Genomic DNA, 18774 nt, shown 5'->3' on the forward strand with positions numbered 1-18774 from the left:
CCTCGATCGTTTCGATGTAATCCCGAAAGGGAATTACAGCGAGTAGTACATGTCGAATTCGACCGGGTGCGGCGTCATTTCGTAACGCATCACTTCGGTCATCTTCAGTTCGATATAGCTGTCGATGAAGTCGTCATCGAATACGCCGCCGTTCTTGAGGAAGCCGCGATCCTTGTCGAGGTTCTCGAGGGCTTCGCGGAGCGAACCGCACACCGTCGGGATCGACTTCAGCTCTTCCTTGGGCAGATCGTAGAGGTCCTTGTCCATGGCCGGACCCGGATCGATCTTGTTCTTGATGCCGTCGAGACCGGCCATCAGCATCGCGGCGAAAGCGAGATACGGATTGGCCATCGGATCCGGGAAGCGGACTTCGACGCGCTTGGCCTTCGGGTTGGTGGTGTAGGGGATGCGGCAGGAGGCCGAGCGGTTGCGCGCGGAGTAGGCGAGTAGCACCGGGGCTTCGTAGCCGGGGACCAGACGCTTGTAGGAGTTGGTCGACGGATTGGTGAAGGCGTTGATCGCCTTGGCGTGCTTGATGATGCCGCCGATGTAGTGGAGGCAGGTCTCGGAGAGGTCGGCATATTTGTTGCCGGCGAAGGTCGGCTTGCCGTCCTTCCAGATCGACTGGTGCACATGCATGCCCGAGCCGTTGTCGCCGAAGACGGGCTTCGGCATGAAGGTGGCGGTCTTGCCGTAGATGTGCGCGACCTGATGGATGCAATACTTATAGATCTGCATCTGGTCGGCCATGTAGGTCAGCGTGTCGAACTTCATACCGAGTTCGTGCTGGGCGGACGCCACTTCGTGGTGATGCTTCTCGACCTTGACGCCCATGCGCGCCATGGCGCCGAGCATTTCCGAGCGCATGTCCTGCACCGAGTCCTGCGGCGGGACGGGGAAGTAACCGCCCTTGGTGCGGATGCGGTGGCCGAGATTGCCGCCTTCATATTCGGTGCCGGAGTTGGTCGGCAATTCGGACGAGTCGAGCTTGAAGCCGGTGTTGTAGGGGTCGCTCGAAAAGCGGACGTCGTCGAACACGAAGAATTCAGCTTCCGGACCGACGAACACGGTGTCGCCGATGCCCATGGACTTGACCATGGCTTCGGCCTTCTTGGCGATGCCGCGCGGGTCGCGGTTATAGGGCTCGCCGGTGGAGGGCTCGAGAATGTCGCAGGTGATGACCATGGTGGTCTCTGCGAAGAACGGATCGATCGTCGCCGTTGCCGGATCCAGCATCAGCATCATGTCGGACTCGTTGATCGCCTTCCAGCCGGCGATCGAGGAGCCGTCGAACATGGTGCCTTCGGCAAACATTTCTTCATCGACCATCGAGACGTCGAAGGTCACGTGCTGCCACTTGCCGCGGGGATCGGTGAAACGCAGGTCGACGTATTTGACGTCATTGTCCTTGATGGACTGCAGGACTTCTTTGGCGGTCGTCATGGGGCTCCCTACCTTTATTTGCGGGCCGATTTCCGGGACGTAACAATCTGTCGTGACGATCAGGTCACAACGGCATGTTTTCAACAAGACAAACCGTCAACAACAGAAGGCTGCCGAAGCAGCCTTTTTGGTGACGCCTTGAAGCGTTGAATGTCGGATAGCACCCGGCTTGGAGAGCGTCCAGTCCGTCAGGTCCTGCATTGCAGGTCCTGCGTCGCAGATCCTTGCCGTCAGATCGCGTCGAGTCCGGACTCGCCGGTACGGATGCGCACGGCTTCCTCGATGTTCGACACAAAGATCTTGCCGTCACCAATGCGGCCGGTTTGTGCGGCGCGACGGATGGCATCGATCGCCTTTTCGACAAGGTCGTCGCCAATCACGATCTCGATCTTCACCTTGGGTAGAAAGTCGACGATGTATTCAGCGCCGCGATAAAGTTCGGCGTGGCCCTTCTGACGGCCGAAGCCCTTGGCTTCCGTGACGGTAATGCCTTGCAACCCGACTTCCTGAAGAGCCTCTTTCACCTCGTCCAGCTTGAAGGGCTTGATGATGGCTTCGATCTTTTTCACTGAACGTCTCCCCGGCACTTCCAATCAGGCCGCAAGTTATTTGCCTCAAGTAGCTTTGACCATTGCGCGTTGTGCGCACACTGTTCGATACCCAATTTCGGGCGTTATTACGCTGCCGCCACGCCGCACAGACGAAATCTCGCCCGATGCGGTAGACGGTCGGCCACCCCTGTCTCTTAAACAGGTGTCTTTCAACATTTGCCGGTGAGCGCGACGGACCCGAAGCTGGCTTCCCTAAAAGCAGGGTCCGTGCCAAGTTCGCTCCTCGGCTATTTTTGAAGCATTATCAGGTTATTACATCGCACCTGACGAGGTTCGCATCAAGAGTATTCGATTACTTTTGCCTACATAGTGATCAAAGTGATCGTGTGGTGTGCAGTTTTACTCTGCTGCGTTCGCGTGTGACGCGAGTGCCTTCCAAAAAGGCGTAGTGAGAAGCGAGATGGATATTCTAACGACCGACGAGATGGCGCGCGCAGATCAACTCACGATTGCGGCGGGTACGCCAGGCTTCAAACTCATGCGCGCCGCTGGACGGGCGGTGGCGGATGTGGCGGGCGAGCTGGCCGAGGAGGGGGCGATCCTGGTCGTTGCCGGTCGTGGCAACAATGGCGGCGATGGCTTCGTCGCGGCGGCCGAGCTCGCGGCGCAGGGGCGTGACGTTTCGGTGATCCTGCTCTGCGACCGGGCAACGCTGAAGGGCGATGCGGCGCTGGCTGCCAAGGGATGGAAGGGCGAAGTGTTGCCTTGCGATCCCTCGCTGATCGGGCAGCCGGCTTTGATCATCGATGCGCTATTCGGCGCCGGGCTCAATCGTCCGGTCAAGGGCGATCCGCTGATCATGATCGACGCCATCAATGCGGCCGGCGTGCCCGTACTGGCTGTTGACCTGCCGAGCGGTATCAACGGCGATTCAGGGGCCGTGATGGGCGGCGCTATCAGGGCGACCGAGACAGTGACGTTCTTCAGGCCCAAGTCGGGCCATCTGCTGGTGCCGGGCCGGGTGCATTGTGGCCGGCTGCGGGTGATCGACATCGGCATCGACGAGGATGTGCTGGCGGAAATCCGCCCGCAGACCTTCGAGAACAATCCGGACCTGTGGGCCGACGCGTTGCCGGTGCCGAAGATCAACAGCCACAAATTCTCGCGCGGCCATGCCGTGGTGGTCTCCGGCGACATCGCCGCCACGGGCGCTGCCCGGCTGTCCGCCCGCGCAGCGCTGCGCGGCGGGGCGGGGCTGGTGACTGTGGCGTCGCCGCGCGATGCGCTGGCGGTCAATGCCGCCGCGCTGACGGCGGTGATGGTGCGGCCGGTGGATACGTCGGCAGAGTTCGCCGTGCTGATCGGCGGCAAGGTGTCAGCCTGCGTGATCGGGCCGGGGGCCGGTGTTGGCGAACGGACGCGCATGTTCGTGGAGGCCATCCTGGCCACGAAGCGACATGCGGTGCTCGACGCCGATGCGCTGACCAGCTTCGCGGGGGCGCCCGAACAGCTGTTCGGTCTGATCAAGACCAGCCCGGAGTCCGGTGTCGTGTTGACGCCTCACGAAGGTGAATTTTCACGTATCTTCAGCCAGGTGGATGTGGAACATCCAGCAGTATCTAAACTGGAGCGCGTTCGTCTGGCGGCGCAAGAGTCGGGCGCTATCGTGCTGTTGAAGGGGCCAGATACGGTCGTGGCATCGCCGGATGGCCGAGCCGCCATCGCTGCCAACGCGCCGCCATGGCTGGCGACTGCCGGTTCCGGCGATGTGCTGGCCGGCATCATCGGCGCGCTGCTGGCGCAAGGCGTTCCGGCCTATGAGGCCGCCTGTATCGGCGTCTGGATGCATGGCGAGGCGGGCAGCGAGGCTGGGCCGGGGCTGATCGCCGAGGATCTGACGGAGGTGCTGCCGGCGGTGTTCCGTCGGCTCTACGACCAGCTCGGTATCCAGTACTGACTACCTCTCAGTCGACGCTGTACCAGCGGACCTGCCGCGGGGCGACCCAGTCGGCGACGAAGGCCTCCATCAACCAGCGCCCGACATTGTTGGCGGCAAAGGCGATGCGCTGGGTCTGACCGGCGTCCAGCGCCAGGGTGTCGAGCCAGAACGGCTTCCAGCCATCATCGAGCCTGTCGAGCAGGCGGACGTGATGGCCGTGGATCTGGAACACCATCGGGCTGGTGGCCCGGTTGGTCAGCGCAAGCACTATGGTGCGGCCGGGCTTGGTGCGGAATGCCGGCGGCGTGCTGGCGGACAGATCGACCGGCTTCACCCATTCGGGACTGACGGCGCTCAGGGCCATATCGACGCGCAGCGCGCCCTTGAGATCGAGCTGAGCCGGCAAACCGTTGGGGGGCAGCGGCGCGGCGGCCGGCAGGGGCGTGGCCCGTAGCGGCGGATCGTTGGACATTTGGATCTGGCCAATCGGCCGGGCTGTCTTGCCGTCATGGAGCAGGATCGCCGAGGTCGATCCCGCCGGCCTGACGGCGTCGAGGAAGACGTCGACCCGGGTTCCGGGCGCCAGCACCACCTGATTGTTACGGGCAGGGAATGGCTCCGAGGGCTGACCGTCGATAGCCATCACGCGGACCTCGTCATCGTCAAATTTCAGAGCAACCACATTGCGTTGGCAGCCATTAATAAGGCGGAGTCTGAGCCGTTCGTTGACCCGGGCCGACAGCTCCAGCGTGGATTTCCGGTTGATCAGGAACAGCGCGGCGGCGTCTTTCGGATCACTGGCGGGGGCGAGCAGACTGCCGTCCGGCCTGAGGCGGAAGTCCTCGATCAGCAGCACCTCGTCGCGGTCCACCTCGACCGGATCGCTCTCCTGGACGACCAGGCTGCGAACCTGGGACGGCAGCGCCTGACCGTCGCCGAGCAGGCGCATGTCCAGATACGACGTTCCGGCGCTGCGCATCTGCAGCTTGAACGCGTCCTTGGCCCCGGCCGCGACCGGCTTGCGGTCGAGCAGCGGCCCGATCCCGGACGAGCCGTTAATGCCTCGGCAGTTCAAGGCGATAGGGATCGGCAGCTGATTGGCGAGTTGAACTGTAATCTCGTCGCCGCGGTTGAAGCGCAGCGGACCCTTCTGGGGCGAATGGAGGGTCCAGGCCTCAGCGGAGGCGCCGGGCTTCACCGGGAAGGGATCAGCCTTGGCCTGTAGCTCCAGCGCGGCGACGGCTTGCGCGAGGCTGACCCGGGACAGAATCGGGGCGATCAACGCGCTCCCGGCGCCTGCAAGCAGGGTCCGGCGCGTAAGGGGGAGAAAGCGGTTCGTCATGCCCAAATCCCGACCATTTTGCCGCGCCAAAGTCCAGTTGCCGGGGCTGCGGCAAGTAAGCCGCTATGTGACCATTTTTTTGCTGCGAACCACGGTCCCCATGTTATAAGCCCGCCGCTCGCGACATCGCGGCCGGACATGATGTTTTTCGCGGGCGTGGCGGAATTGGTAGACGCGCTGGATTTAGGTTCCAGTGACGAAAGTTGTGGGGGTTCGAGTCCCTCCGCCCGCACCAAGCGCACATAGCGTTTGACCATGACGATTTTCGGACGTGTTTCCGCAAGGTTGGCCTTGCAGAGACAGTTCGCACCACCGGCGCAGGCTCTGGCCTGATGCCGCACAGATTTACAATGTCCGGGCCATTGGGCCGGACCAAGCGGGAAGAAGATTGACGCCATGCAGGTGAATGAAACCCTCTCCGAGGGATTGAAGCGCGAGTTCTCGGTCAACGTGCCGGCTGCCGACATCGAAGCCAAGGTCGATGCGCGCCTCGATGACATGAAGGGCAAGGTCAAGCTCAACGGCTTCCGCCCGGGCAAGGTTCCCGTCGGTCACCTGAAGCGTCTCTATGGTCGCTCGGTTGCCGCCGAGACCGTCGATGAATTGATCCGCGACACCAACACGCAGATCTTCACCGAGCGTGGCTTCAAGCTCGCTTCCGAGCCGAAGATCACCATGCCGACCGAGCAGAAGGAAGTCGAAGACATCCTGTCGGGCAAGTCGGACCTCAATTACACCGTCGCTATCGAAGTCGTGCCGCCGATCGCGCTCGCCGATTTCAAGAGCTTCACCGTCGAGAAGCCGGTGGCCGAAGTGACCGATGCGGACGTCGATGAAGCCATCAAGCGCGTCGCCGATCAGAACCGTTCGTTCACCGAGAAGACTGGCAAGGCCGAGTCAGGCGACCGCGTTACGGTCAACTTCAAGGGCACCATCGACGGCGTCGCCTTCGAGGGCGGTACCGGCGAGGAGATCCCGGTTGCGATCGGCTCCAACACCTTCATCCCGGGCTTCGAGGACCAGCTGATCGGCATCGCCGCCGGCGAGACCCGCACCCTCAAGGTGTCGTTCCCGGTCAACTATGCGAGCGAGACGCTGGCCGGTAAGGCCGCTGAGTTCGAGACCACCGCGGCCAAGGTGGAATCGCCGGTCGACACCGTGATCGACGACGAGTTCGCCAAGACCCTCGGCCTCGAGTCCCTCGACAAGCTGAAGGAAGCTGCACGCGAGCGTCTGGTTGCCGAATTCGCCGGTGCGACCCGCCAGCGCGTCAAGCGCCTGCTGCTCGACCGTCTCGACGAGACCCACAAGTTCGATGCGCCTCCGTCGCTGGTCGACGAAGAGTTCAAGCTGATGTGGAATTCGATCCAGCAGGAGATGGCATCGTCGGGCAAGACCTTCGCCGACGAGGACACCACCGAAGAAGCCGCTCAGGAAGAGTACCGCAAGATCGCCGATCGCCGCGTGCGCCTCGGTCTCGTACTCTCGGAGATCGGCGAGAAGAACAAGATCACCGTCAGCGATGACGAGGTCAGCCGCGCCGTGATCGAGCGGGCCCGTTCGATGCCGGGCCGCGAGAAGGAAGTGTGGGACTTTTACCGCAGCAATCCCAACGCGCTGGCCCAGCTTCGTGCACCGATCTACGAGGACAAGGTCGTCGACTTCATCCTCGAACTGGCCAATGTGACCGAGAAGAAGGTGTCCAAGGACGACCTTTACAAGGACGAAGACGAGAAGACCGCGGCCTGAGCCGCTTCTTCTTAGAAGACGTTAAAAGAAGCGCCGGCCGGGTCCTCCAGCCGGCGTTTTGACGTTAAGGATACCGCTCGAAACAGGTTCCAAAAGGGCTCCAGTGCTTTGCGGTGGCCGTCCGAATCGGCTTGAACTGAGGTTCAGGGCGGCATGTGGACCGGTGGTCTTGTTGCCGCTCGATTGGTCCATATCTGTGGGCTCTGTTTGTTGTTCCTGCATCACGGGACGTTCGTCCTCTTCCGGCAAACCGTAACCGGTTCCAGTCTTGCCGATGGACGTGTGTCTCCTCCAACCTTTCGGGTGATCAATGCGCGATCCGGTAGAAACCTACATGAACCTCGTCCCGATGGTGGTCGAACAGACCAACCGCGGCGAACGGGCTTACGATATCTTTTCGCGCCTTCTGAAGGAGCGCATCATCTTCGTGACCGGTCCGGTCGAGGATGGCATGTCGACGCTGACCGTTGCCCAGCTTCTGTTTCTCGAAGCCGAGAATCCGAAGAAGGAAATCTCGATGTACATCAACTCGCCCGGTGGCGTGGTGACGTCGGGTCTGGCGATCTACGACACGATGCAGTTCATCCGTCCGCCGGTGTCGACGCTGTGCGTCGGTCAGGCTGCGTCGATGGGTTCGCTGTTGCTGACGGCTGGCGCAAAGGACATGCGCTTTGCGCTGCCGAACGCCCGCATCATGGTTCATCAGCCGTCAGGCGGCTTCCAGGGCCAGGCCACCGACATCCTGATTCATGCCAAGGAAGTCGAGAGCCTGAAGCGCCGGCTCAACGAGATCTATGTGAAGCACACGGGACGTGCTTACGAGGACATTCACAACGCACTCGAGCGCGATAACTTCATGACGGCGGATCAGGCGAAGGATTTCGGGCTGATCGACAAGGTCATCGACAAGCGCGCTGAAGAATCGACCCCGGCGAAGCCGGCGTAACGACGCCGTTTCGGCGAACATATCGAGACCGAGACAGACGGCGCCCGCGCGCCGCCTGTCCCAAGCCAGCCATATCGATCAAGTTATTCCCGAATTGGTACTATGTGCCGACGCCAGCAGACGCGAGAGTTCCGCTTTCGTGCTGGTCGGGTGGTGTCATTCACGCAACGTTCCCCAATTTTCGGGGTTCTCCCGCGCAAATGCCGCAAATCACGCTATTGTCACGCTCCAGGCGGTGGAGCCGATTAGCGAATTCTTGATCATCGGCTGTCAGCATGGTTCGCTGATGCGGATCGGTTAGTATCGCGGGGATTCGAGTGAGCCGTGATTCGAGCGGCATTCTGGAACGAGGTCTTTTTTGGTACGGATTTTGCTCTATCTACGGGATATGTCCCGTAACTGGGCGACCGGCAGACAAAGATCGAACGGCGGACGGAGATAGGAATGAGTAAGGTCGGTACCAGCGACTCCAAGAACACGCTGTATTGTTCGTTCTGCGGCAAGAGCCAGCACGAAGTTCGCAAACTGATCGCGGGTCCTACCGTCTTCATCTGCGACGAATGCGTTGAACTCTGCATGGACATCATCCGCGAGGAGAACAAGTCTTCGCTGGTCAAGTCGCGCGACGGCATACCGACGCCGAAGGAAATCTGCAAGGTGCTCGATGATTACGTCATCGGTCAGTTCCATGCGAAGAAGGTTCTCTCGGTCGCGGTGCATAACCACTACAAGCGCCTCAACCACCAGACCAAGCACAACGACGTCGAACTCGCGAAGTCGAACATCCTGCTGATCGGTCCGACCGGTTCGGGCAAGACGCTGCTTGCGCAGACGCTCGCCCGCATTCTGGATGTGCCGTTCACGATGGCCGATGCGACGACGCTGACCGAAGCCGGTTATGTGGGTGAGGACGTTGAGAACATCATCCTCAAGCTGCTGCAGGCTGCCGACTACAATGTCGAGCGTGCGCAGCGCGGCATCGTCTATATCGACGAAATCGACAAGATCTCGCGCAAGTCGGACAATCCGTCGATCACCCGTGACGTGTCGGGTGAGGGCGTGCAGCAGGCTCTGCTGAAGATCATGGAAGGCACCGTTGCCTCCGTGCCTCCGCAGGGCGGCCGCAAGCATCCGCAGCAGGAATTCCTGCAGGTGGATACGACGAACATCCTGTTCATTTGCGGCGGTGCGTTCTCGGGCCTCGAGAAGATCATCTCGTCGCGTGGACGGACCACCTCGATCGGCTTCGCAGCGCAGGTTCTGGCACCCGAAGATCGCCGCACCGGTGAAATCTTCCGCCACGTCGAGCCGGAAGATCTGCTGAAGTACGGCCTGATCCCCGAATTCGTCGGCCGTCTGCCTGTGGTCGCGACGCTCGAGGATCTCGACGAGACCTCGCTGAAGAAGATTCTGATCGAGCCGAAGAACGCGCTGGTCAAGCAGTACCAGCGCCTGTTCGAGATGGAGAACATCGAGCTGACCTTCGCCGACGAGGCGCTGGGTGCGGTGGCCCGCCGGGCTATCGAACGCAAGACCGGTGCACGTGGTCTGCGGTCGATCCTGGAGAGCATTCTGCTCGAAACCATGTTCGATCTGCCCGGTCTGGAAGGTGTCGAGGAAGTCGTCATCTCCAAGGAGGTTGTGGATGGGACGGCTCGCCCGCTCTACATCTACGCCGACCGTTCGGACCGGACCGCGGAGAGCAGCGCAAGCGCCTGATCCACGCGGCTTTCGGGCCCATCGACTTAAGTTCAATAGGCGGCTGCCGGTGATCGGCAGCCGCCTGTTTTATTGCTGCTACGCTCTGTAAACCGCCCTTGTTCATGGGTATTTCCGCGACTTGACACCCCCCCGGCCCATAGCCACCTAATGCTCTCGGCGAACACAAAATCTCCCTCAAGATTCGCCATAACGATCCGGACACGTAGAGCCTGAGACGGCCGAGCAAAGACGGAAAATCGGCACCTTGTGCGGTTGCGCCATCGGGCGGACTGCTTGCAAGGGGGCACAGCAAAAGGAATGGGCCATGACTGCCTCCAAACCCCGGCCAACCATTGTTCACGGCGAAAGCCACTCCTATCCGGTGTTGCCGCTGCGCGACATTGTCGTCTTCCCGCACATGATCGTGCCTCTCTTCGTTGGCCGCGAGAAATCGATCCGCGCGCTCGAAGAGGTGATGAAGAATGATGCGCTCATCATGCTCGCCACGCAGAAGAATGCGTCGGACGATGATCCATCGCCGGATTCGATTTACGAGATCGGTACGCTCGCCAGCGTGCTGCAGCTTTTGAAGCTTCCCGACGGCACCGTGAAGGTGCTGGTGGAAGGGCTCGAGCGCGCCAAGGTCGAGAAGTATTCCGATCGCACTGAATATTACGAAGCGACGGCAGTCGCGCTGGCCGATACCGATGCGAAGAGCGTCGAGGCGGAAGCTCTGTCGCGTTCGGTGGTCTCGGACTTCGAGAGCTATGTAAAGCTCAACAAGAAGATCTCCGCCGAAGTCGTCGGCGTCGTGCAGGCGATCACCGACTTCGCCAAGCTCGGCGATACTGTCGCGTCGCATCTCGCCGTCAAGATCGCGGATCGCCAGGGCATCCTGGAAACGCTGTCCGTCACCGCGCGCCTGGAGAAGGTGCTCGGCCTGATGGAGAGCGAGATCTCGGTGTTGCAGGTCGAGAAGCGCATCCGCTCGCGCGTCAAGCGCCAGATGGAGAAGACCCAGCGCGAGTACTATCTCAACGAGCAGATGAAGGCGATCCAGAAGGAGCTCGGCGACGACGAAGGTCGTGACGAGCTGGCCGACATCGAAGAGAAAATCGCCAAGACCAAGCTGTCGAAGGAAGCCCGCGAGAAGGCGCAGCATGAGCTGAAGAAGCTGCGCCAGATGTCGCCGATGTCCGCGGAAGCGACCGTCGTGCGCAACTATCTCGACTGGCTGCTGTCGATTCCGTGGGGCAAGAAGTCCAAGGTCAAGAAGGACCTCGCCGCGGCGCAGGCCGTGCTGGACGACGATCACTACGGGCTTGAGAAGGTCAAGGACCGCATCGTCGAGTATCTCGCGGTGCAGACGCGCGCCAACAAGCTGAGCGGGCCGATCCTGTGCCTCGTCGGACCTCCCGGCGTCGGCAAGACCTCGCTCGGCAAGTCGATCGCCAAGGCGACCGGACGTGAGTTCGTGCGCGTGTCGCTCGGCGGCGTGCGTGACGAGGCGGAGATCCGCGGACATCGCCGGACCTATATCGGTTCGATGCCCGGCAAGATCATCCAGTCGATGCGCAAGGCCAAGACGACGAATCCGCTCTTCCTGCTGGACGAGATCGACAAGATGGGCGCCGATTTCCGCGGCGATCCGTCGTCGGCTCTGCTTGAGGTCCTCGACCCCGAGCAGAACGGCACCTTTGCCGATCACTATCTGGAGGTCGACTACGATCTGTCGAACGTGATGTTCATCACCACGGCGAACACCCTGAATATTCCGGGCCCGCTGATGGATCGCATGGAGATCATCCGGATCGCCGGCTACACGGAGAACGAGAAGGTCGAGATCGCTCGCAAGCATCTCATTCCGATCGCGCTCTCCAAGCACGGTCTGGATGCCAAGGAATGGTCGATCGACGACGACGCCTTGCTCTTGATGATCCGCCGCTACACCCGCGAAGCGGGCGTGCGTAATCTGGAGCGCGAGCTTTCCACACTGGCCCGCAAGGCCGTGAAGGAGCTGATGCTCTCGAAGAAGAAGGTGGTGAAGGTCACCGAGAAGAATCTCGAAGAGTTCCTGGGTGTGCCCAAGTATCGCTACGGCGAGATCGAGAGCGACGATCAGGTCGGTGTCGTCACCGGTCTGGCATGGACGGATGTCGGTGGTGAATTGCTTACCATTGAAGGCGTCATGATGCCCGGCAAGGGCCGCATGACCGTCACCGGCAACCTGCGTGACGTGATGAAGGAATCGATCTCGGCGGCGGCATCTTACGTCCGCTCGCGCGCGATCAACTTCGGGATCGAGCCGCCGCTGTTCGAGCGGCGCGACATCCACGTCCACGTGCCCGAGGGTGCAACGCCGAAGGACGGTCCGTCCGCAGGCGTGGCGATGGCGACGACGATCGTGTCCGTGCTCACGGGCATTCCGATCCGGCACGATGTCGCCATGACCGGCGAGATCACGTTGCGCGGCAGGATCCTGCCGATCGGCGGTCTGAAGGAGAAGTTGTTGGCAGCGGCCCGCGGCGGCATCAAGACGGTGCTGATCCCCGAGGACAATGCCAAGGACCTCACCGAGATCTCCGACGCCATCAAGGGCGGGCTGAATATCATCCCGGTCGCCCGGATGGACGAGGTGATCGCCAACGCCCTGGTGCGGGCACCGAAGGCGATCGTCTGGGAAGAGGACACCAAGCTGCCGGTGAAGGCCGACGGCGCGGAAGAGGCCGGCAGCGGCCTGACGGCCCACTAAGGCCGACATCCTCGATAGCAATCAGCGGCGCCCTTCGGGGCGCCGTTTTTTTATGGCACGATCGCAGTTGCTTGAGATGTTCGGGAGACGGGACGATGCAGATCGACGGCCAATGCCACTGCGGCTTCGTCAGCTATCGCGCGACAATCGATCCGCAGCGGGTGTCGATCTGCCATTGCACGGATTGCCAGACCATGACCGGCTCGGCCTATCGCGTCACGGTGGTCAGCCGCGTCCTGGATTCATGATCTTGCGGAACTACCAGCGCGGCCGAAGGGATCGAACGATCCATAGCGGCCCAGGGAGGTGTGGTAGGCGGCGAGAGATTCGAACTCCCGACCCTCTCGGTGTAAACGAGATGCTCTAACCAGCTGAGCTAGCCGCCCTCGGGCAATCACCCTCACGGCCTCTCTTTAACGCCAGCACTCCGTCGCGGCAAGGCGTTCCCGCGCGGATATTCCGATCTCGCCCTCAGGTGTTTCGCCTAGCGCGCCGCCAGCACCTTGGCGAGTTGAACGCCTTCGTTCAACAGCGCCATGCGCAGCAGATCATAGGTCGTCTCGGACCCGCATGCGTTCGCCAGCCGCAAAGCTTGCAGCATTGTGACGATCAGCTCGTCGCTGTCCTTGCCGCCCTGAATGACCTGGAACTGATTGGGGGACATCGGCATCAGGCGATCCGCCGGGATGTCTGAGGCAGTGCAAAGACGCTGTCTTTGATGGCGACACTCTTGCTGACGCGGGCGAGACACTTTTCGCTGACATGAAACAGCACGGCGATGGTGGCCTCGCCATCGATCATGGCTGGCAATCCCAGCGGCTCGATCTCCAGTCCGAAGCCCTGAAGAATCGGGATGCGCAAGGGATTGATGACCGAGGTGAAACCGGACAGGCCTTCCGTCAGGCCATATTCCTGAATCGCGAGCAGCAGTTCGAAATAGTGATGGCTGCGGCGTTCGGATTTGCGCATGGCAAAGCGTGTCAGCTCGAACACATCGCGGCGCTGGATCAGCGCGCCATCGACAAGCTGCGCAAAATTCTCGCTGAGCATGTGAGGCAAGACGGTTGGATAGAGCCGGAAGCCGCCTGCGACAGTGCCTGCGTCGTCGGCCGCGACCAGATAGACGGCGGCATCATCGTCATACTGGTCTTTCTCGTGCTCGCCATCGACATCGAAGGCGGTCCAGCCGCGCTCTCCGACAAAGACCTCGTGCCGTAACCGAAATTGCTTGTCCAGGAGATCGCCGAACTGCCCAGCATTACCGCTGTGAATGACCTCGATCATAAAAAGCTCTCCACGCTCGTCTGCGTGGAGGGTTCTCATGATGAGTTTGGTCGCGATATTCCGTGGGCAGGGGATTGACAATTCAGAAAGCGATCAGTCCTTGTGTGATCGCTTCGGCCACCGCCTGCGCGCGCGTATGCGCATTCAACTTGTGCATGGCAGCGGTGACAGTCTTGTTCACCGTATCCTCGGAGATACCGAGAATGACGCTCGTATCCCAGGCGGTCTTTCCGGCAGCGACCCAGCTGACGACCTCGCGCTCCCGCAAGGTGAGGGCGATCAACTTCGCACGCTGATGAGAGCGAAGCGTTGCAAAGCGGTTGAACGCATACATCGTGACGAGCTCGATGGCGCCGTGCGCGTCCTCGGTATTTTCGACTTCGTAGCCTGCCAGCGAGAGGCCGGCCTGATAGCCGTTCATGCCGTGCACCGGTGCGCAGAGGCCGAACTTCAATCCGTAATCGACAGACGCGATTTCCATGATGGTCCGTGATATCGGGCTGACCTCATCGAGCCGGATGTCGGACCAGGTGAACAGCTCGGGTTGCCGGCGGATCCGCGGCGCAACGGGATCCGAGGCATAGAAATTGGACGCGCTATATTGTTCGGCCCATGGCTTGGGCCATACTTTCAGCAGCACGCGATCTTCGAACGGTTGGTTGACGCCGGTCGAGGCCAGAAAGCAGATGTGGTTGTAGCCGAACGATTTGGCCGTAGCGGCCACGACATCGCCAACCGCAGACATGGAGGCGGCATTGGCAATGCTTTCGATGGCCGACAACGCGGTCTGAAAATGCTTGCCTTTGAATGACCCCATGGCGCGCCTGCATATCAGCTGAAATGGAGCTATGTTTTTGGGAAATTATTCTTGTTATAATTTATAATATGTACTGGGGAGGATATCGTCGCCGTCACGGCGCGCAATTCGCCATTCGATTGACACTACAACTATACACCGTTCCGTCACTGCCGGAACGCCCGTCCCTCGCTGCTTTGTGCCGCGAATGGTTCTTTGTTACCACTACGCCCTTTCTTCCCAGATCATCGCGAGATGCACGATGGTCTGCACGGCTTTTTCCATGTCCTGAACGCTGACCCATTCGGTACGGCCATGGAAGGCGTGTTCGCCGGCGAAGATGTTGGGGCAGGGCAGGCCCATGAAGGACAACCGCGATCCGTCGGTGCCGCCGCGGATGCTGCTGCGGACGGGTTTGAGCCCGGCGCGCTGGATCGCTTCCACGGCGTATTCGACCATCTGCGGATAGCGGTCGATCACCTGCTTCATGTTGCGGTATTGCTGCTTGATCTCGAGTGTCGCCGTCGAATGCGGATAGGCCGTCATCACGTCGTCGACGATGGATTGCAGCAGCGCTTCCTTCTCGGCAAGGCCGTCATCTGTGAAGTCGCGCACGATCAGACTGAGCGTCGCTTTTTCAAGCGCGCCAGAAATGCCGATCGGATGCAGGAAGCCTTGCTTGCCGTCGGTGGTCTCAGGCGAACAGGTGTCTTTCGGCAGTCGCTCGACGATTGCGGCGGCGATCTTGATGGCGTGCTCCATCTTGCCCTTGGCAAAGCCGGGATGCGCGCTGACGCCTTCGATGGTGATGACGGCACCGTCGGCCGAGAAAGTCTCGTCTTCGACATAGCCGGCGGTCTCGCCATCCATGGTGTAGGCGAAGTCGGCGCCCAGCTTTGTCAGGTCGACCTTGTCGACGCCGCGGCCGATCTCTTCATCGGGTGTGAAGAGGATCTTGATGGTGCCGTGCCTGATCTGTGGATTGGCAACCAGGAAACGTGCCGCGTCCATGATCTCGGCAAGGCCGGCCTTGTTGTCGGCGCCCAGCAAAGTGGTGCCGTCGGTGGTGATGATGTCATGGCCGATCTGGTCCTTCAGCGCCGGATTGTCGGCGACGCGGATGACCTGCGTTGTGTCGACCGGCAGCACGATATCGCCGCCCCGATAGTTCTTGACGATCTGCGGTTTGACGTCCTTGCCACTGCAGTCGGGCGAAGTGTCCATATGCGAGCAGAAGCATATCACCGGCACTTTCTTGTCCGATGTCGCGGGGATCGTCGCATAGACATAGCCATGCTCGTCGAGATGCGCGTCCCTGAGCCCCAGGTCCCGCAGCTCCTGCGCGAGTACGCGGCCGAGATCCTTCTGCTTTTCGGTCGATGGGCAGGTGGGGGAGGCGGGGTCGGACTGGGTGTCGATCACCACATAGCGCAGGAAGCACGCAGTCACATCATGGGCGAAATCGAAGGGGGGAGTTGCTGTCAAAGGGCACCATCTGATTGCAGAAGTCCTCACAGCTTAGAAGTTTCATTCCGGGCCGTCACGAGGACGCGGCCCGGAATGAGAAGTTCAAGCGGTCGATCAGACGGCTTCCTTGAGTTCCTTGGCCGGCCGGAACGCGACCTTCTTGCTGGCCGCGATCTCGATCTGCTCGCCGGTCGCCGGGTTGCGACCCATGCGGGCGGCGCGCTTGCGGACCTGAAGGATGCCAAGGCCGACGATACGGATACGCTCGCCATTCTTGAGGTGGTTGGTGATGCGCTCCACCATGTCACCGAGGATTTCTTCGGCCTTCTTCTTCGACAGCTCGTGATCTTCAGCCAGGGCCGCGGCGAGATGCTTCAGCGTGATGGTGGGAGGAGTGGCCGCTTTCGCGGCGGTGGTGGTTGCAGCTTTTGCCATGAATCTGGCCCTTCTCGTTGGTGGTCTGTCTTAAACCTGTGACGCAGCAGGGCTTAAACGATTCGGAGCGATGCCGCCCCGCTGTTTTGCCTGCAAACAGGGGCTTATTTGCATTTCCGGCCTTAAAATGGCCTTCTCGCAAAGCCTGCAACGACGCCTTCTTGTGATGTCCCCCGGAATGGTTCTGCAACGTCCTTGACTTCAAAAGGACGTCCCTTTATGTCCAGCCCCACTGCGGGATTGCAGACGATCCACGCGGGAGTAGCTCAGTTGGTTAGAGCGCTGCCCTGTCACGGCAGAGGTCGCGGGTTCGAGTCCCGTCTCTCGCGCCATTCCATCGGGAATGGCGGGATTCAGGTCCATCCGCGGTCGTCCCCACAAGTTTCCTCAAGAGAACTATAGAGTTGCAGACGTCACGCGCGGCATTTGACGTGCCAGCGCTCAGAACGAATCTGCGAGCGCAATTTCCTGCTTCAGCGCCTCGATTCGCCGCGCGGCTTCAGCGCGCGTCAGGTCCTTTTCGAATTGTTTGGGCTGATAGGCCTCGATCGCCAGCGATTTCAGCGTCAGCGCCTGCCCGCGGGTCATCGGCCCGGAGAGGCGATCCGGCAGGCTCTCATACGACGATACCGATGCGGCAATCGCGGGGACGACGATCTCACCGCGGGTGTTCAAAGCCGGGGTCTTCAAAGCCAGGGCCTTCAAAGCAAGGGTCATGGGAACCTCCAAAAATCCGATCTGGGTCGAAACAATGGCTTGTCAATTTGTTCTCTTTTTGTTCTATATCGCAAATGACCAAGCTCGCCAACCTGAATTTCAGAATCGCCCGGCTGCGCTACCAGATGAAAGGGGTGCAGTCGGATATCCGGCTGCTGACCAATGCCGGGCTGGACTGTGCCAATGCCTCCATGCGCCTGCGGCGGATGCAGGCCGACCTGCTGGCGCTCATTGCGGAGCGTGAGGCGCTGGCATGTCTGGCGTGAGCGAACCGCCGCAACTCAGGATCATCACATTGCGGGCGCAGATCGCCGAGCTCGGCGCGGCGATCCGCCTGTTGCGACAGGCGGGCATGGACAACGCCGCCGCGGAGTTGCTGTTGGTACGGAAACGCGCCGAACTGGATGGCATGTTGTGGCAGGGAAGGAACGTCAGGTCCGACCCGCCGACGGGCGAGGTTTGACGGTCCCGGCGGTTGAGAAGTCATGCCGGATTTTTGAGAATCTGCGGAAGGTTTGTCGCAGCCGGCGATGCATCGGCAAGGTTGCGTTTCAATCGTCGCGCCGCGCATGGCAGAGCATGAAACTGTCAACATCCCTTGTCTTGCATGGCTTGTTGCGCTGCGCTAAGCCTCAGAACCATTCCAATGTTCGAATCTGTGGCAAAGTCAGGGCCGCAGGAGTAAGGCTCGCCGATGAACGGCATCTTGCATAATTATCTCCCACTTGTGGTCTTTATCGGCATCGCATCCGTCATCGGTCTGGCCTTGCTGATCGCGCCATTTCTCGTCGCCTACCAGCAGCCAGATCCGGAAAAGCTGTCCGCCTATGAATGCGGATTCAACGCTTTTGACGATGCGCGCATGAAGTTCGATGTGCGGTTCTATCTGGTGGCGATTCTCTTCATCATCTTCGATCTGGAAGTCGCCTTTCTGTTTCCGTGGGCAGTGGCTTTCGGCAAGCTTGGCGCAACCGGCTTCTGGTCGATGATCGTGTTTCTCGGCGTGCTCACCATCGGTTTCGCCTACGAATGGAAGAAAGGCGCGCTCGAATGGGATTGAGCCCAGTCATAGCCTCGGCTCCCGCGATCGCGCAGGCGCCGAAAGGCATCATCGATCCGTCCACCGGCAAGCCGGTCGGCGCGAACGATCCGTATTTTCTCGAGGTCAATGCCGAGCTGTCCGACAAGGGCTTCTTCGTCGCCGCGACCGACGACCTGATCACCTGGGCGCGCACCGGCTCGCTGATGTGGATGACCTTCGGTCTCGCCTGCTGCGCGGTCGAGATGATGCAGGTGTCGATGCCGCGTTACGACGTCGAGCGCTTCGGCTTCGCGCCGCGCGCGTCGCCGCGTCAGTCCGACGTGATGATCGTCGCCGGCACGCTGACCAACAAGATGGCCCCGGCACTGCGCAAGGTCTATGACCAGATGCCGGAGCCGCGTTACGTCATCTCGATGGGCTCCTGCGCCAATGGCGGCGGCTACTATCACTACTCGTATTCGGTGGTTCGGGGCTGCGACCGTATCGTGCCGATCGACATTTATGTCCCGGGCTGCCCGCCCACCGCAGAAGCGCTTCTCTACGGCGTGCTGCTGCTGCAGAAGAAGATCCGCCGCACCGGCACGATTGAACGCTAAGACTCGCGAACGCT

The 18774-nt window shown here is 60.8% G+C and carries 18 protein-coding genes, 3 tRNA genes and 1 pseudogene; 12 read left to right on the forward strand and 10 right to left on the reverse strand.

Annotated features, from left to right (window positions below; all coding sequences use genetic code 11):
- Positions 1-33 precede the first annotated feature (33 nt).
- Both glnA and AB8A50_RS04535 read right to left on the reverse strand, forming a co-directional pair.
- Complete coding sequence (glnA, locus tag AB8A50_RS04530) at positions 34-1443, reverse strand: type I glutamate--ammonia ligase (protein ID WP_068730911.1); 1410 nt, start codon at positions 1441-1443, stop codon at positions 34-36.
- Between the two features lie 230 nt (positions 1444-1673).
- On the reverse strand, positions 1674-2012 hold the full coding sequence (locus AB8A50_RS04535) for a P-II family nitrogen regulator (RefSeq protein ID WP_068730910.1): 339 nt from the start codon (positions 2010-2012) through the stop codon (positions 1674-1676).
- A 442-nt stretch (positions 2013-2454) separates the two neighbouring features.
- Between AB8A50_RS04535 and AB8A50_RS04540 the strand changes: the two genes are divergently transcribed.
- The gene (locus AB8A50_RS04540; RefSeq protein WP_439077021.1) at positions 2455-3951 is read left to right on the forward strand and encodes an NAD(P)H-hydrate dehydratase; all 1497 of its coding nucleotides are present in this window, start codon (positions 2455-2457) and stop codon (positions 3949-3951) included.
- Positions 3952-3958: 7 nt separating this feature from the next.
- On the opposite strand, the gene AB8A50_RS04545 is transcribed toward AB8A50_RS04540, so the two are convergent.
- A complete protein-coding gene (locus AB8A50_RS04545; protein ID WP_439077022.1) occupies positions 3959-5275 on the reverse strand; it encodes a multicopper oxidase family protein in 1317 nt (438 codons plus the stop codon).
- Positions 5276-5425: 150 nt separating this feature from the next.
- Here AB8A50_RS04545 and AB8A50_RS04550 point away from each other — a divergent pair.
- From AB8A50_RS04550 to AB8A50_RS04575, 6 genes and pseudogenes are all read left to right on the forward strand, one after another.
- Positions 5426-5510 (forward strand) — tRNA-Leu (locus tag AB8A50_RS04550).
- Positions 5511-5671: 161 nt separating this feature from the next.
- Entirely contained in the window at positions 5672-7024 is a 1353-nt protein-coding gene (gene tig / locus AB8A50_RS04555; RefSeq protein ID WP_093758783.1) for a trigger factor, read from the forward strand.
- A 310-nt stretch (positions 7025-7334) separates the two neighbouring features.
- Positions 7335-7970, forward strand: a complete 636-nt coding sequence (locus tag AB8A50_RS04560) for an ATP-dependent Clp protease proteolytic subunit (protein ID WP_089264576.1) — start codon at positions 7335-7337, stop codon at positions 7968-7970.
- Between the two features lie 444 nt (positions 7971-8414).
- The gene (gene clpX, locus AB8A50_RS04565) at positions 8415-9689 is read left to right on the forward strand and encodes an ATP-dependent Clp protease ATP-binding subunit ClpX (protein WP_089264575.1); all 1275 of its coding nucleotides are present in this window, start codon (positions 8415-8417) and stop codon (positions 9687-9689) included.
- A 307-nt stretch (positions 9690-9996) separates the two neighbouring features.
- Entirely contained in the window at positions 9997-12423 is a 2427-nt protein-coding gene (lon, locus tag AB8A50_RS04570) for an endopeptidase La (RefSeq protein WP_093758782.1), read from the forward strand.
- A gap of 95 nt (positions 12424-12518) precedes the next feature.
- A pseudogene (locus AB8A50_RS04575) lies at positions 12519-12650 on the forward strand (GFA family protein); the annotation flags it as partial.
- Between the two features lie 82 nt (positions 12651-12732).
- Here the strand turns inward: AB8A50_RS04575 and AB8A50_RS04580 are convergent.
- The 6 genes from AB8A50_RS04580 to AB8A50_RS04605 all read right to left on the reverse strand — a co-directional run bounded on the left by AB8A50_RS04580 (position 12733) and on the right by AB8A50_RS04605 (position 16405).
- A tRNA-Val gene (locus AB8A50_RS04580) sits at positions 12733-12809 on the reverse strand.
- Positions 12810-12907: 98 nt separating this feature from the next.
- A complete protein-coding gene (locus tag AB8A50_RS04585; RefSeq protein WP_089264572.1) occupies positions 12908-13093 on the reverse strand; it encodes a hypothetical protein in 186 nt (61 codons plus the stop codon).
- Positions 13093-13707 carry an acyl-homoserine-lactone synthase gene (locus AB8A50_RS04590; protein ID WP_439077023.1) on the reverse strand — a complete coding sequence of 205 codons (615 nt, stop codon included), beginning with the start codon at positions 13705-13707 and terminating at the stop codon, positions 13093-13095. The genes AB8A50_RS04585 and AB8A50_RS04590 overlap by 1 nt, the downstream gene beginning before the upstream one ends.
- A gap of 82 nt (positions 13708-13789) precedes the next feature.
- The gene (locus tag AB8A50_RS04595; RefSeq protein ID WP_089264570.1) at positions 13790-14524 is read right to left on the reverse strand and encodes a helix-turn-helix transcriptional regulator; all 735 of its coding nucleotides are present in this window, start codon (positions 14522-14524) and stop codon (positions 13790-13792) included.
- 204 nt (positions 14525-14728) lie between these two features.
- Complete coding sequence (gene pepT, locus AB8A50_RS04600) at positions 14729-15988, reverse strand: peptidase T (RefSeq protein WP_439058209.1); 1260 nt, start codon at positions 15986-15988, stop codon at positions 14729-14731.
- A 96-nt stretch (positions 15989-16084) separates the two neighbouring features.
- Positions 16085-16405: an HU family DNA-binding protein gene (locus AB8A50_RS04605; RefSeq protein ID WP_068730898.1), complete on the reverse strand. Its 321-nt coding sequence runs from the start codon at positions 16403-16405 to the stop codon at positions 16085-16087.
- 255 nt (positions 16406-16660) lie between these two features.
- On the opposite strand from AB8A50_RS04605, the gene AB8A50_RS04610 reads away from it, so the two are divergent.
- Positions 16661-16737, forward strand: a tRNA-Asp gene (locus AB8A50_RS04610).
- 109 nt (positions 16738-16846) lie between these two features.
- On the opposite strand, the gene AB8A50_RS04615 is transcribed toward AB8A50_RS04610, so the two are convergent.
- Positions 16847-17122 carry a DUF3072 domain-containing protein gene (locus AB8A50_RS04615; RefSeq protein ID WP_231080817.1) on the reverse strand — a complete coding sequence of 92 codons (276 nt, stop codon included), beginning with the start codon at positions 17120-17122 and terminating at the stop codon, positions 16847-16849.
- Positions 17123-17196: 74 nt separating this feature from the next.
- Here AB8A50_RS04615 and AB8A50_RS04620 point away from each other — a divergent pair, with 74 nt between their 5' ends.
- The 4 genes from AB8A50_RS04620 (at position 17197) to AB8A50_RS04635 (ending at position 18760) form a co-directional block, all read left to right on the forward strand.
- Positions 17197-17388, forward strand: coding sequence for a hypothetical protein (locus tag AB8A50_RS04620; protein WP_089264566.1), 192 nt, complete (start codon positions 17197-17199; stop codon positions 17386-17388).
- On the forward strand, positions 17376-17585 hold the full coding sequence (locus AB8A50_RS04625) for a hypothetical protein (RefSeq protein WP_089264565.1): 210 nt from the start codon (positions 17376-17378) through the stop codon (positions 17583-17585). Before AB8A50_RS04620 ends, AB8A50_RS04625 begins: the two co-directional genes overlap by 13 nt.
- A gap of 231 nt (positions 17586-17816) precedes the next feature.
- Positions 17817-18182: an NADH-quinone oxidoreductase subunit A gene (locus AB8A50_RS04630; protein WP_068730894.1), complete on the forward strand. Its 366-nt coding sequence runs from the start codon at positions 17817-17819 to the stop codon at positions 18180-18182.
- Positions 18173-18760: a NuoB/complex I 20 kDa subunit family protein gene (locus tag AB8A50_RS04635; RefSeq protein WP_089264564.1), complete on the forward strand. Its 588-nt coding sequence runs from the start codon at positions 18173-18175 to the stop codon at positions 18758-18760. The genes AB8A50_RS04630 and AB8A50_RS04635 overlap by 10 nt, the downstream gene beginning before the upstream one ends.
- The last annotated feature ends 14 nt before the right edge of the window (positions 18761-18774 follow it).

It is taken from the genome of Tardiphaga sp. 841_E9_N1_2, from assembly GCF_051811065.1.
GTDB classification, from domain to species: domain Bacteria; phylum Pseudomonadota; class Alphaproteobacteria; order Rhizobiales; family Xanthobacteraceae; genus Tardiphaga; species Tardiphaga robiniae.